Here is a 13,720-nt window from a genome sequence, read left to right on the forward strand (position 1 = left end):
TTTTTAAAATTCATAGACGTTGAAACATTCAATCCTCACAGCCACACAAACACATCTTTATCGGAATGAATAGCCTCTCTAAAACAGGATGGTTCAAAATCCCATTCTATACACAATATATTAACCGATTATGGAACCTTTTAATTTATTACAGTTAACCTTCGACGTATTACAAAGTTTTTAACCCTATGCGAAACGCCGAAGATATCATAATCACGCTTTTTTGTATTTTCATCGCCTACTATGCGTGTATTTTTCAATAGCACTATAAAAAATACGTGGAGCGCTATTCCAAACCCACTTTTTGATATTAGGTGTCATAGCGATAACATTATATGTTTGATAGATAAAAGCATAGGGTCCCTTTTGCATAAATTCATGCTGCAAATCCGCATAGATTTGCGCCCGTTTTTGTAGATCCTTTTCAAATAACGCATCTTGAACCTTTTGATTCATATTTTGATCAAAATACCCATGGCACCAGCTAGGATAGCCCGTGTTTTTAGCTTCAAACCGATTATCAGGGTTGTAAATAAGGCGTGAAGCCATTGTATAAGGATCCGCAGAATCGTTATTCCATCCCATAAAAATCGTATCAAAACTACGTGCATAAAGTTTTGAAAACAACTGCGTCCCTACAAAATTTTCAATTTTAAAGCGCACTCCTATCTTTTTTGCATTATCTTGAATTGACTGAGCAATAGGCAAAGCAAAAGGATAAGGGGATTTCCCTGCAAAAATATTAGCCTCAAAACCATCTGGATAACCTGCTTCTGTTAAAAGCTGTTTGGCTTTTTGAAGATCAAGTTTAAAGGGTTGCCCTTCTTTTTCATCTAAAGCACCAAGATTGCCAATGGGAATAAAGCTTGCACGTGGAATACCAACATCTTTCAGAAGAGTCTTTCCAAGACCTTCATAATCAATAAGATACCGCATTGCCAAACGCACTTTTTCATTGGCAAAAATTGGGTTTGTCGTATTAAATCCCCACATGATCACGGAAGGTGTCAATCTTTTTTCAATCTTAATATCTGTTTTTGCTTGGAGATCTGCGATATCTTCTGGCATCAAATTACGTGCAACATCAATATCATGTTTTTGCAACAATAAACGTTGTGTTCCTGGTTCAGCAACATGACGAATTAAAATCTTCTTCAATTTGGGTGCCTCTCCCCAATAATAAGGACTTGCACGCAACAAAATTGCTTCTCCAGAACGCCAACTACTTAATTGATAAGGACCAACACAAGCAGCATGGCTCGCCAAATAGCGATTTCCCATATCACCATCTTGTTCGTGTTTCATAATTGTCTCACGATCAAGCAAGGCAGCAACACGACCCGTAACAATATGACCCAGAATGATTTCTGCAGGATAAAGCTTGTCAAATTTCATCACCACTGTTTTCTCGTCTGGTGCTTGAAGATTAGAATCAATATTTTGTTCTGTAATTCCATATTCGTTAAATATTGCCGCTGCAGACAACTTCAATTTGACAACTCGCTTTATGCCCCAAACAAGATCATAGGCATCAGCAGGCCGACCATCATTAAACTTCAAACCATCGCGCAAATGAAAAGTAATTACCGTACCTTGTCCATCGTTTGAAACATCCCAACTCTTTGCCAAAGAAGGAACTATTTTAGCTGGATCGTCTGTAGCGGAATCGATTAAATTATCACAAATATTGGCAATAACTTCATTTCCATAACGCTCGTTGATCTGCGCAGGATCAAAGGTCTCGATTGAATCGAGATTCAAAGCCATCACGAGAGTATCAGCAGGTGTTTTGGCTGAAACTTGTTGCACAAACATCCCCATTGCAATAATAGCAGAAATAAAAGATTTTCTCCCTTTTAATATCTTTCTTTTCAAGTTCATAGATTTTTCCTTTTAAAGTTTATTATATAAATTCCCCCGTAAATAAGTAGATCAAGGTTGATAACATACCTTCTAGAAATAACATATCAAAACATTAAAGAGCAATAATCTCTCGCTTCCTGAACCCATACAGGCTAAACAAAAGTATGTAACGAAAAACGATCCGAGATACGATGAATAATCCTTATAAATAACAGATTGAGGATGTTACAACGGTTATAATTCAGAACATATTAGGGAAAAAGTTCTTCTTTTCTGCATCAAACAGAACTTCTTCTTGCGATTTTTGAGAAAAGTCATCAAAGCATCACCTCAGATTAGTTCAAAAGCTTCAATAACAATTTTATATTTTGATGATCCTAGATAAATGGACTACTAACAATGGCCCTATCCCTCCTTCTTCAGAGGAAAATTTGAACTTTTCCATGCTCCTGTAACAAAGAACACTTCCCAACAGCACTTCATCATCTTTTAAGGAAAAGTGGCATAATTTGAAGCATAAACCCCGCAGTAACGTGATAGTCTCCCACGAACTTGCATATAACCAATTTTTTTAACAATACATTTTAACTCCCTCCCCCCGCTCTTTCAAAAGCACTAAATTTCGCTCTACTTACTGCGCCTGTTTTCTCAACAAACAAACTTTAATTATCTTTTTATCATCTCTTCACATAAGATTGAAATATGCAATCTTAATGTATATATGTATTTTATCAAGATGGATAAACTCTCTCTAAAATAAGATGTCTTGAAATTCCATTCTATACATAACATATTAATTCACATAAAACCTTCGACGGACTGGAAAAGTTTCACCATCATGTAAAACGTCGAAATATTCTAAACATCCTCCTGTATATTTTTGTGCAACAAAAGAATATCATACAATTTTATGAAAGGAATACTATGAAAATATTACGCAAAATGCCAACAGAACACGAACGCGTTTCAGAAACCAGCACAGATGTTACACCAGTATTACAAGGCGGTAAACTTGAAAGGAAAGTAAAGAAAACGGAAAACAAATAGCAAGCTTCCCTTCTCGCTTTCTTTATGACAATTATGCTGCTAAAATGTAATATATTCGAAAGTATATTAAATGAACAAAAGGAAAAAGTTGTCCAATTCTTTTCATTCATTTCTTGGAGGAACATTAGGGTATGTGTCTCTAAAATTACTCCTTCTTTCACTCCTTGTAGGCATTGTGTTAAAGCTCTTTGGTTGGACACCTCTTGGTCTTGTGCAAAAGATAATAGAATTTTTTAAATTTGTATGGGAAACAGGATTTACAACTTTTTACAACTTTTTCCATATGGTTGTGATGGGAGCAATCGTTGTTGTCCCTACTTTTCTTTTTCTACGTATTTTCCGCAAAAAATAAAAACTATAGAGTTTTTCTCTCACTAATCTTTTCGAAAAATAAAACGGCATAAAAAGCCTGTACTAACAGCCACAATCACCGCAACAATACCATAGAAAAAGCTATATTTATGCGCTGCATGAAAAATTGTATAAGCAATATGGGCTTTAACGATTTCAAGAGTTGTGGTTGTACTATCAATAAACTGCCCATCGCGAAAAAGATAAGCACGAACCTGATAATGTCCAACAGGCGTATTTGCCGGCAAACGAAAATGCGCTGTAAAAAGTGCACCAGAACCAAAACGAACGCCGCCTATTTCCTCATGATAAAGATTTTTAGCTTTTTGTAACCTTATAAGTTCATCACGAAAGATTTGCACTTTTTTTTGATCTTGTTCATCCGTTTGCAGCAACAAATAGGACAATCCTAACCCTAAGCGTTTATAATCTTCAACACTTGTAATATCATCAGTCTCACGTGTTGTAACCATAGAATAAAAGAGAGGAACATTTTTAAAAATCAGGGAGTCTTTATTAATCCAAACACCAGCGTTACGTTTTTTTTCCCGCATAACCATTGGTCGGGTTTTCCCCTCCAAGCTCACAACAATATCATAACGGTTCTGTCGAGAATATAAGGGATCGATATTTTCCAAAACACCAGCAATATAAAGATCACGACCATCAAAATGTGCATCAACCGTAATTTTATTCGTTGTTACGATAATTTGGATAGTTTCGTGATCAACTTGCTCAATGAATACAGCTTTTGCGTCAACATGTGACCACGTAGAAAAAGAAACTACACAAAAGCAGCTTACAATGATGCATAAAGAAAATAATCTACCCATTTTTATCTCATCAGAACATCTAGAGAGAAAAGATTATCAGGGCGTATAAATAACTGGAAAGCAAGACGCATACATACAATCAATACCAAACATGCGAGCGCCAAACGCAATTGTTCAGCCTTTAATTTTCTTCCAGCCCGTGTTCCATATTGCACACCAATACTTCCCCCAAGCATCAGTAACAAAGCCAAAACAATATCCACCGACTGATTACTCACACTTTGCAAAACTGTAGTAAAGGAAGATACAAATGTAATCTGAAAAAGTGAAGTCCCAATCACCACACTAGTTGGAACACGCAGAAGGTAAATCAATGCTGGTATCATGAAAAATCCACCACCGATTCCCATAATAGAAGACAATAATCCAACAATGAGACCAATCCCTAAAACTGGAATAACGCTGACATAGATCATTGACGTCCGAAAACGCATTTTTAATGGCAATCGATGGATCCAATTATGCCGACCAGCAAAACGAATATTGACTTTTTGAGCTTTACGCTGACGTAGCATATCGCGCCAACTCTCAATAATCATCAAACTTCCCACACTTCCAAGAAGAAGCACATAAAGAAACGAAATCATTAAATCTAATTGCCCCAATTTTTTCAGAACAGAAAAAATCTGAATCCCGACTAAAGAGCCAATCCCCCCTCCAATCGCTAAAAGAATACCAAGTTTGATATCAAGAGTACGTCTTCTAAAATGTGTAATTGCTCCTGTTACAGATGAAGCAATCATCTGATTAGCTCCTGTTCCAACAGCAATAGCAGGAGGGATATTATAGAAAATCAATAAAGGCGTAATGAGAAAACCACCACCAATACCAAAAAGACCTGAAAAAAAACCAGCAACCACTCCCATACCAATCAAGATTAGCATGTTGAGAGACATTTCAGCAATTGGTAAATAAATACTCACTTACAGAACCTTCAAGATAATTTGAGAGCTCCTCTCCAATAGGTCTCTTCTCCAATAGTTTTTGTCACGTATTTAAAAGAATAGTTTTAGATGCCACACGTGCCTTTATAAAATCACGAATGTGTAACATATTGCATATCACTGATATCTAATATCAAAAATCAAAAAAAGAAGCTCCTCTTAAAAAGCTATAAAAACATAACGCTATCGTTGCCATCAATGCAACGATTAAAAAACACCAAAAAATTTTTTTAAGAAAAGAACGTAAAAAAAAGAACATTCTCTGAGGTTTCATATGTAAGGAAAAGGAGCTCTCATCCTCAATGAAATGACCCGATGCTTGAACATCAGAGTACCTTTCTTCTATTGTGGAAGATTCCCTAAACTCCTTAGCCTCTTTTAAAAAAGGCTTTATAGTATCGTTTTGTAAAGAGCTTTTATTCTCTTGTTGCAACACATTTGCAAAATTTGTCTGACTTTCAGGTATGCTGTTTTGTTTTGAACAGTTTGGTATCTCTTGGAACAACGAGCATTCTTTCTTCCCCCCACCTGCCATATCAGCAAGCTTCTGAACAACAGAATCAAGAGGTTTTGAACGATCCACACGCTGTGTTCCCCTTGCTTTTTCTATGTTTTTCTTTTGGTTCTGCAAGCTCTGAATAAGCATTATAATCTTCTCTAAAGACTCAAAAAGCTTTTTTTCTTTTTGGCAGCGTATATAATGTTCCGCCAAAATTGCTCGACTAATGTCATCCAAATAAGATTTAAAACTTTCTTCCATGAAACTGCGCGATGTCAAATGATGAGGCGAATGCTTCATCTGCATTTGTGTGTGAACAGAGCGTAATTTCTTAGCGATTTCGGACATTGTTAATTCAGCAGGTATGTACCCCTTCTCCTTTTGCTCCACAACGAAAGAAGAAAGTTTATCATCGCTTACCTGCTTTGTAATATGGCTCTTCGTATTCACAAACATTACCCCTCATTGTCTTCAACAAATGCTAAGTAGCATTAATCTTTTGCAAAGAATCATACAAATGAGTGAAAAGTGTGCTCTATTTTAGTAAATAGAGCTTTAAAAACTTTCAAAAATAATTTGAAAAAGTGACATTTCAGTTTCCTGTTCTCAAAATTTGAATTGAAAAACCCATGCCCATTTTTACTTTTTTCACTCTTTTTACATGACATTAAAGGCTTCTTAACTCATTATAAACTGAGCACATGCAACTAAAAAAGGACATTCTCATTTTGCTGTTCGTATATCATTTAATCATTATTATACTCTCTTTCTTTCAGGCTCTTTTCGCAAAACTGTTCTACAAACTATGATAAACACATTCATTGAAAATAAATGTACATCATTTTTTTACTTTTTATTCAAGCGAAGAAGGCAATGATTACAACGCAAAAGAATGCAAAATGTAAATTGAAAACAATAAGAAAAGAGTACAAAAAAACATAGAAAGCTTATATCATGAAAAAACCAATTAATAAGTGAAATTCAGTTCTAAACGATTTGGTTTCTTGTTGTTATTGCTATAAACTTGTGATCATAAAAGCAAAGAGGATCATCATGAAAATAATTGTTGCTATCAAACGTGTTGTTGATTACAACGTCAAAATACGCGTTAAACCAGATAGAACAAGCGTTGATCTGTCTCATGTAAAAATGTCTATGAATCCTTTTGACGAGATTGCCGTAGAAGAAGCAGTCCGTCAAAGAGAGTCCGGAAAAACTTCAGAAGTTGTTCTTGTTTCGATTGGGCCAGAAACAACACAAGAAGTCCTGCGAACAGGACTTGCAATGGGTGCAGATCGCGCACTCCTTGTAACAACGCAAGAAACACTCGAACCTTTAGCAATTGCTAAAATTCTCAAGGTCATTGTCCAGGAAGAAAAACCAGATATGGTTTTTTTAGGCAAGCAAGCCATTGATGACGAGAGCAATCAAACCGGTCAAATGTTAGCCGCCCTTCTTGGTTGGGGACAAGCAACTTTTGCCTCAAGCCTAGACATAGAAAATAGGCATGCTACAGTCGTCCGCGAAGTCGATGATGGAACCCAAACCCTTTCCTTACCCCTTCCCATAGTCATGACTACTGATCTACGGTTAAACGAACCGCGTTATATTTCTCTACCCAATATTATGAAATCAAAAAAGAAACCCATCGAACAAAAAGCTCTTTCTGATCTTGGCTTAGAGACGCGAAAACGCTTAACAGTCTTAAGTGTTGAAGAACCAAAACCCCGTCAATGCGGTATCAAAGTAGCAAATGTAGCAGAGCTGGTCAGTGCGCTAAAACAAACAAATTGTATTTAATATTCGATAAACAATGAATCAAACGCAACACTGCATAAAAGGGTAAAAATGTATGGCAATTCTTTTATTGGCCGAACATAACACAGAAGAAACCGCAAAAACGCTAAACGCTGCTCGCGCAATCAGCAACGATATTGATATTTTGATTTGTGGAACAAACGTTCAAGAAATCGCCGAAAACAGTGCCAAACTCACTGGTGTGCGGCAAGTTCTTGTCGCTGAAGCTGACTATTTAACACATCAATTAGCTGAACCAGTAGCGGATACGATCATTAAACAATCGAATGATTATGATGTGTTCATAGCCGCCTCTACCAGCATCGGAAAAAATGTCATGCCGCGCGTAGCAGCTCTTCTTGATGTTATGCAAATTTCAGATATTATCGCTGTTGTTGCATCCGATACCTTCAAAAGACCAATTTACGCAGGAAATGCCATTGAAACTACACGCAGTAATGATCACAAAAAAGTTATAACAGTCCGCACGGCTTCTTTCACCCCAGCACCCTCCCAAAAGAATGCTGCTCCAATTAAAACAATAACACCAGCGCCCAATCCAAACCTTTCTTTTTTCGTAAAAGCACAAACCAACAAAAGCAATCGCCCTGATCTTACTTCAGCAAGCGTTATCATATCAGGCGGACGTGGTCTTGGTTCACAAGAGCAGTTTATGGCACTCCTTCTGCCGCTTGCAAACAAGTTAGAAGCTGCTTTGGGTGCCAGCCGCGCAGCAGTTGATGCAGGTTATGCTCCTAATGATTGGCAAATTGGACAAACAGGCAAAGTTGTTGCCCCGAAGCTTTATATCGCCGTTGGCATTTCCGGTGCAATCCAACATTTAGCTGGTATAATGGATGCACAGGTTATTGTCGCTATCAATAAAGATGCAGAAGCTCCTATCATGCAAATTGCTGACTACGCCCTTGTAGGCGATCTTCACCAAATTATTCCTGAATTGGAGAAAGCTTTATAAGTCATGAATGCACCTATGCATCAACGTGAAAGCATGGAATTTGACATAGTAATTGTAGGAGCAGGTCCTGCAGGGCTTTCTGCTGCAATTCGTCTAAAACAGATTAACCCAGAACTTTCTGTCACAATCGTTGAAAAAGGCACTGAAGTTGGTGCACATATTCTCTCTGGTGCAGTTGTTGATCCTATCGGTATTGATACACTCTTGCCAGAATGGAGAAAGGAACAGGATCATCCTTTCAAGACACCAGTTACCAGTGATCAGTTTTTTTTTCTAAAGCCCAAACATGCTACATTATTTCCCAATGTTTTTCGTCCAAAAATCTTATCAAATAACGGATGCTATATCGTTTCGCTCGGGAATGTCTGTCGCTGGCTAAACAAAAAAGCCGAAGCGCTCGGTGTTGAAATCTATCCTGGTTTTTCCATATCGGAAACCATAGAAAACGATAACGGAGCCATCATTGGAGTCCTCACGAGTGATGTAGGTCTGAACAAAGATGGAACTCCTGGAAAAAATTATACGCCTGGTATGGCTTTATTAGCAAAATATACGCTGATTGCGGAAGGAGCGTGTGGCTCCATTGCAAAACAACTGATACAAAAATTTGATCTTAGCAAAAACCGTGAACCACAAAAGTTTGGTCTCGGTCTCAAAGAACTTTGGGAAGTTGATCCAAAAAAACATAAGCTTGGTTTAGTTCAACATTTTGCCGGTTGGCCCTTAGATAATAATACTGGTGGTGGTGGTTTTCTTTATCACCAAGAAAACAATCTTATCTCTGCTGGTTTTGTTGTACATTTAGATTATAAAAATCCTTACCTTTCTCCCTTCGAAGAGTTTCAACGTTTTAAAACACATCCCAAACTCTATGAAATCTTCAAAGGAGCAAAACGCCTTTCCTATGGTGCACGTGTTATCAGCGAAGGTGGTTGGCAATCTGTTCCAAAACTTACCTTTCCTGGCGGAGCACTTATTGGCTGTTCGGCTGGTTTTGTCAATGTCCCTCGTATTAAAGGATCACACAATGCCATCTTATCTGGCATATTGGCAGCTGATAAAATTGTAGCAGCTCTTGCGCAAGGTCGCGCCCATGATGAAGTCAAAGAAATCGAAGAAGATTGGCGCAAAGGTCCTATTGGCAAGGATCTTTATAAAGCACGTAATGTTAAACCTCTCTGGGCAAAGTACGGCACAAAATACGGGATTAAGCTTGCCGGCTTTGATATGTGGTGGCAACAATTGTTTGGATTTTCCTTATTTAAGACACTCTCCCACGGAAAAGCAGATTATGCATGTATTGAGCCAGCGGAAAATTTTCAACCCATTGCTTACCCAAAGCCAGATGGTATGGTAACTTTTGATCGTCTTTCCAGTGTTGCGCTTTCCAATACCCACCATGAAGAAAACCAACCTTGCCATTTAAAAATAACCTCATTAGAAAAACAAAAAAAATCTGAATATGCAATCTATGGAGGTCCTTCCACACGCTATTGCCCTGCAGCTGTTTACGAATGGCTAGAGCATAAGGATCACAAAACTTATATGATCAACGCTTCAAACTGCATACATTGCAAAACCTGTGACATCAAAGATCCCAATCAAAATATTAATTGGACCTGTCCGCAAGGCAATGAAGGCCCCCTTTATCTCAATATGTAAATAGTGTTCCTCTCTCTCAAATGAGAACCCACTCGATATTTTCAATACACGCGCTTTTTACGTATATGATGATATACAAAGACATATCCCCCGCATCTATCATTTACTCTCTTTATGACAAAATTTACCCTCTTATCGTCCTTCTAAACTTCACGATTTGTGTCAACATATCTTATCTCATTGTATTTGTTTGTCTTGCATTCCCATAGGCTCTCCCTCAAACTTTTACAGAGCCAGAAATCTTAGCATAGTCATAGAGTTGTGCATAACTATACACACAAATACTAAGACGGTTCAGTACAGCACGAACTGCTCCAGCTTTTGTATGCCAAATAGGGGCAAGCGTATTGTATACTTCTGTTTATGTAATCTCTGAAGCAATAATACAGACTAATTTAGGGAGAATATGAAGTCTTAAGGGCAAAAATCAATCACTAGCTTTATTATCACCTTTTAATTCAGCTTTAGGACTTTCAAAAGCATCTAAAGAAACGTCTTAAATAATGGAGATTGCGCATTGCCTCACCATTTTCGTTTGTCACGTCCTTTAATGGGATCACGTCCTTCACGTAAAACAAAACGCCATTGGATTGCTAATTCACGGGCTTGTTTTCAAGAAACATCTCGCAACGCTCCCAAGCCTATTTCGCGACGGCACCCGTGAATTGTATAGCGTAAAATCCATTGAGCACTCCTATATTTACGCTTATGAAGAAGCAAACCGGCACCATCATACTCTTTGCCAGCTCCCAATGTTGCAAAAGCCCTTGTATTAAGACAATTCATAAGAGACATTTTTACTCCTTTCTTTCCTCATTTTGATCCACACGCTAACCCCGCTTGTAACGTGCAAGCGAATGGTTTTGGTTGATTCAATATAAACAGATTTGGAATGAGAGAATCTTATGATATTAGGAACTCTCATTCAACACACAAAAAGTAAATTATTATTATAAATCAATGTGTTATTAAAAAACCCTAAAATCCTTGTACCACAATAGACCTTGGCATTGTCATAAATTTTTAAATGTTTAGAGGTGAACACTTTGCCAAAAATCTTAGCATGACCATAGACTTGAACACAAATCTTAGTATTGCCGTGTATTTTCGCATTTTCATAAACCCAAGCATAACAAAATACTCAGGTGTACTCATGAACCCAACAATCGCCATCATGGAAGAGGTTACTTTCCTTTTCAATAAAGCACCCAAAGTCATCCGCCTTAACATCAGCAAAATCTTTTAAGGCTTTAATACGATAAAGGTTTGTAAAACGTTACGTATCAGCATCTTTAATTTGTTTGATTTTATTGACCATTTCATATTTTTTGGCATAGGGGAATATTTTTTTAAAATTTGGAATGAAATGTTCTTTTAGAAAGGAACGCCCCCGCAACACTCAGGATGTTTATTAAGATTCTTTTTGGAGAGGCTTACTCATATAATCTCAATGTTATCATGAGGAGAAAGTTGTTCGCTATAAATATGAGCTTCATTATCGCCACAAACCTTATCGTCAATCACAGTATTGTCAGATTATGTGAATAATAAAATCAATACATAATCATAAACATTGGCATGGACATACATAAATACTTTGAAAAACCTCACCACCTATAGCAGTATTATCATAAATCTTGGCATTTTCAGAAATATAGGTAGTTTTAAAAACACAAGCCTCATGATAAACTCAGCAATTACCGTCATGAAAGAGATTGCTTTCCTTTTCAATAAAATCACTAAGATCATCAGTCTTGACATCACTAAAATTTCTTAATGCTTGAATGCAATAAAGTGTGTGATTACCAGTTCAAAATGTTGCGTCTCCTCTTATATACAATTGGTCCATAAGAAGCATATTTTGTATCTTCAAACGTTTATCCCTAGAGCGATCCCTCTTATGAGAGTACAAGCAAACGTTTTTTTTTGATTCATAAGTAAGAGGAGTTGAAATAAGAAAAGTCTGCCATATTGAGTGTTTTCATGCAAGATATAAGCAATGAATTATCTTTATAAATCAACTTATTACTGTAAGAAAAACCTAAAGAGCAATCTGCTTACTCTGAAAATATATATAGCAGACAGTTTTATAGTTCTTGTGTTCATGGGAGGTTGAAACAAACTCAACAATATCGCTTTCCTGAGATTAGAAAGAAAATCTTGATTCAACATTTAATGTGTAAACGGAGCGTTTATTTTTCGCAAGGTGGTCTCAAGAGCTGTAGTTAAAGCACTTCCTCCCCTTTGGCGAGAAAAACAGTGTGACAAAAGTTCATTTGTTCCCCCCTTCGTTGAAAACTCTTTTTCAAGCAGTGCAAAGTCAAGAGATGTAGAACAATCCTGAGCCATAATCTTGCGCATTTCATCGGTCAAGTTTCCAAACATCATAGCAAGAAAATCAGCTGACTGCTGTTTCTTTAACCCTTGTCTTATAAACCATTGATGTGCTGTTTCTATAAAATTAAAATACACACCCATAAGTGAACCTGCCGTCATAAAAAGATTAAACTGTTCCTCCGCATCCAACACCAACGTCCCCCCCAACGCATCAAATAAACTTCGTAAAAAGGGATGATCAGGATAAATTGGCGTCAAATTTTTACATTCTGCCACAAAAGGAAGTGGAACAGCACGATAAACCTTATGGTTGATCCACTCCTCAACTTCTGCAGCTTTTGCCATGGCAAGCACGGAAACAACAAGCTGTTCTGGACGAAAACGAAGAGAACGCAAGACCTCTTCTGCAAGAAGGTTGGGAAGACAAAGAAAAACACAATCACTGACATCGAGCAATGCTTGATTATTTTCAGCAATCATAACCTTATCATAATTGTTTGAAAGACGCTTTGCTCTTTGTACATTGCGTGATGAGATGATAATGGAAGAAACATCAAAAGCACTTCTCATTAAACCATCGACCATTGAAGCAGTGATTTTACCTGTTCCCAAAAAACCAATTGTCATTTTTATTCCTCGCTTTCAGAATTTTCAAGGAAACCCAACCAATACTTTGCCATTTTAACTTACATAAGCACTAATTGAAGATGCAACACAAAGCATAGCAAGAATAATCAATGCCAAATAAACTTTAGGCTTATCAAAAAAAACCGCAAAAGCGGAAAACCAACCTACAATAGCAGCCGCTAATGCAAACAAAAAACCTGTTTTATTCATGAGTACAATATGCATTGCCATTAAACCACCAATAACCAGCGCCCCAAAAACAATCAACAAACCCGTTGCAAACTTTTCATAATCATCCATCTTTTGCTCCTCATAGTGCTCAAATTATTACGCATTTTTTCTAATTCATGTGTATAAACGAAATATTTTCCATCTAGCATGGTTAAAAGGATAGAGAAACTCTTATTTATCAGACATAAAAAATGCTGGAATATGCTGTGGCCAACGCCACGGCAAAATGGCGATCAGGTCGAAGCGCACACATAAAAGAGCACGATCTTTTTGCTGTGCCAACCAAATATCGGCTGCTGCCTCAATGCGCTTCTCATTCACTCGAGAAACAGCAGCCATTGCTTCAGCCAATGTTGAACGTGCTTTTACCTCAACAATTAAAACAAGATTTCCACGCCGCGCAATTAAATCAATTTCACCACATTTCGTTTTAAAACGAATTTTCGCAATATGAAACCCTTTGCAACGCAACCACCAAGCTGCCCATTTTTCTGCACGAATACCTCGATAGAAAGACTTCTGTCTGCGTTCTTTTTGTGTAGTCTTTTCCATT

Annotated in this window: 11 protein-coding genes and 1 pseudogene; 4 read left to right on the forward strand and 8 right to left on the reverse strand. The window is 37.3% G+C overall.

Annotation, left to right across the window (positions count from 1 at the left end; translation table 11 throughout):
- Nucleotides 1-231 precede the first annotated feature (231 nt).
- Nucleotides 232-1,881: an ABC transporter substrate-binding protein gene (locus O9A_RS06625; RefSeq protein ID WP_034459898.1), complete on the reverse strand. Its 1,650-nt coding sequence runs from the start codon at nucleotides 1,879-1,881 to the stop codon at nucleotides 232-234.
- 1,099 nt (nucleotides 1,882-2,980) lie between these two features.
- Here O9A_RS06625 and O9A_RS06630 point away from each other — a divergent pair.
- Nucleotides 2,981-3,262: a DUF6460 domain-containing protein gene (locus O9A_RS06630; protein ID WP_034459901.1), complete on the forward strand. Its 282-nt coding sequence runs from the start codon at nucleotides 2,981-2,983 to the stop codon at nucleotides 3,260-3,262.
- A gap of 22 nt (nucleotides 3,263-3,284) precedes the next feature.
- Here the strand turns inward: O9A_RS06630 and O9A_RS06635 are convergent, their stop codons facing one another.
- The 3 genes from O9A_RS06635 to O9A_RS06645 all read right to left on the reverse strand — a co-directional run bounded on the left by O9A_RS06635 (nucleotide 3,285) and on the right by O9A_RS06645 (nucleotide 5,987).
- Complete coding sequence (locus O9A_RS06635; RefSeq protein ID WP_034459904.1) at nucleotides 3,285-4,094, reverse strand: TIGR02186 family protein; 810 nt, start codon at nucleotides 4,092-4,094, stop codon at nucleotides 3,285-3,287.
- A 2-nt stretch (nucleotides 4,095-4,096) separates the two neighbouring features.
- Nucleotides 4,097-5,017: a sulfite exporter TauE/SafE family protein gene (locus O9A_RS06640; protein WP_034459906.1), complete on the reverse strand. Its 921-nt coding sequence runs from the start codon at nucleotides 5,015-5,017 to the stop codon at nucleotides 4,097-4,099.
- Between the two features lie 154 nt (nucleotides 5,018-5,171).
- Nucleotides 5,172-5,987, reverse strand: a complete 816-nt coding sequence (locus O9A_RS06645; RefSeq protein ID WP_034460293.1) for a hypothetical protein — start codon at nucleotides 5,985-5,987, stop codon at nucleotides 5,172-5,174.
- Nucleotides 5,988-6,590: 603 nt separating this feature from the next.
- Here O9A_RS06645 and O9A_RS06650 point away from each other — a divergent pair.
- Genes O9A_RS06650 through O9A_RS06660 form a run of 3 tightly spaced genes read left to right on the forward strand, consistent with a single transcriptional unit; the run spans nucleotide 6,591 to nucleotide 9,972 of the window.
- Nucleotides 6,591-7,337: an electron transfer flavoprotein subunit beta/FixA family protein gene (locus O9A_RS06650; RefSeq protein WP_034459908.1), complete on the forward strand. Its 747-nt coding sequence runs from the start codon at nucleotides 6,591-6,593 to the stop codon at nucleotides 7,335-7,337.
- A 52-nt stretch (nucleotides 7,338-7,389) separates the two neighbouring features.
- On the forward strand, nucleotides 7,390-8,310 hold the full coding sequence (locus O9A_RS06655) for an electron transfer flavoprotein subunit alpha/FixB family protein (RefSeq protein ID WP_034459910.1): 921 nt from the start codon (nucleotides 7,390-7,392) through the stop codon (nucleotides 8,308-8,310).
- Between the two features lie 3 nt (nucleotides 8,311-8,313).
- Nucleotides 8,314-9,972 carry an electron transfer flavoprotein-ubiquinone oxidoreductase gene (locus O9A_RS06660; protein WP_034459913.1) on the forward strand — a complete coding sequence of 553 codons (1,659 nt, stop codon included), beginning with the start codon at nucleotides 8,314-8,316 and terminating at the stop codon, nucleotides 9,970-9,972.
- Between the two features lie 256 nt (nucleotides 9,973-10,228).
- On the opposite strand, the pseudogene O9A_RS08440 reads toward O9A_RS06660, so the two are convergent.
- The 4 genes and pseudogenes from O9A_RS08440 to O9A_RS06685 form a co-directional block, all read right to left on the reverse strand.
- Nucleotides 10,229-10,767 (reverse strand): annotated as a pseudogene (locus O9A_RS08440) (integrase arm-type DNA-binding domain-containing protein); the annotation flags it as partial.
- A 1,377-nt stretch (nucleotides 10,768-12,144) separates the two neighbouring features.
- On the reverse strand, nucleotides 12,145-12,936 hold the full coding sequence (locus O9A_RS06675; RefSeq protein WP_034459922.1) for a pyrroline-5-carboxylate reductase: 792 nt from the start codon (nucleotides 12,934-12,936) through the stop codon (nucleotides 12,145-12,147).
- 54 nt (nucleotides 12,937-12,990) lie between these two features.
- The gene (locus tag O9A_RS06680) at nucleotides 12,991-13,236 is read right to left on the reverse strand and encodes a hypothetical protein (protein WP_034459923.1); all 246 of its coding nucleotides are present in this window, start codon (nucleotides 13,234-13,236) and stop codon (nucleotides 12,991-12,993) included.
- A 102-nt stretch (nucleotides 13,237-13,338) separates the two neighbouring features.
- Nucleotides 13,339-13,719, reverse strand: a complete 381-nt coding sequence (locus O9A_RS06685) for a YraN family protein (protein WP_034460296.1) — start codon at nucleotides 13,717-13,719, stop codon at nucleotides 13,339-13,341.
- Between the last annotated feature and the right edge of the window lies 1 nt (nucleotide 13,720).

Source organism: Bartonella koehlerae C-29 (assembly GCF_000706625.1).
Classification (GTDB): Bacteria; Pseudomonadota; Alphaproteobacteria; order Rhizobiales; family Rhizobiaceae; genus Bartonella; species Bartonella koehlerae.

What these genes read in the sequence shown, in the direction of transcription:
- O9A_RS06625 (WP_034459898.1), bottom strand. Translation starts at nt 1,881, where the DNA reads ATGAACTTGAAAAGAAAGATATTAAAAGGGAGAAAATCTTTTATTTCT.
- O9A_RS06630 (WP_034459901.1), top strand. Translation starts at nt 2,981, where the DNA reads ATGAACAAAAGGAAAAAGTTGTCCAATTCTTTTCATTCATTTCTTGGA.
- O9A_RS06635 (WP_034459904.1), bottom strand. Translation starts at nt 4,094, where the DNA reads ATGGGTAGATTATTTTCTTTATGCATCATTGTAAGCTGCTTTTGTGTA.
- O9A_RS06650 (WP_034459908.1), top strand. Translation starts at nt 6,591, where the DNA reads ATGAAAATAATTGTTGCTATCAAACGTGTTGTTGATTACAACGTCAAA.
- O9A_RS06655 (WP_034459910.1), top strand. Translation starts at nt 7,390, where the DNA reads ATGGCAATTCTTTTATTGGCCGAACATAACACAGAAGAAACCGCAAAA.
- O9A_RS06660 (WP_034459913.1), top strand. Translation starts at nt 8,314, where the DNA reads ATGAATGCACCTATGCATCAACGTGAAAGCATGGAATTTGACATAGTA.
- O9A_RS06675 (WP_034459922.1), bottom strand. Translation starts at nt 12,936, where the DNA reads ATGACAATTGGTTTTTTGGGAACAGGTAAAATCACTGCTTCAATGGTC.
- O9A_RS06680 (WP_034459923.1), bottom strand. Translation starts at nt 13,236, where the DNA reads ATGGATGATTATGAAAAGTTTGCAACGGGTTTGTTGATTGTTTTTGGG.
- O9A_RS06685 (WP_034460296.1), bottom strand. Translation starts at nt 13,719, where the DNA reads ATGGAAAAGACTACACAAAAAGAACGCAGACAGAAGTCTTTCTATCGA.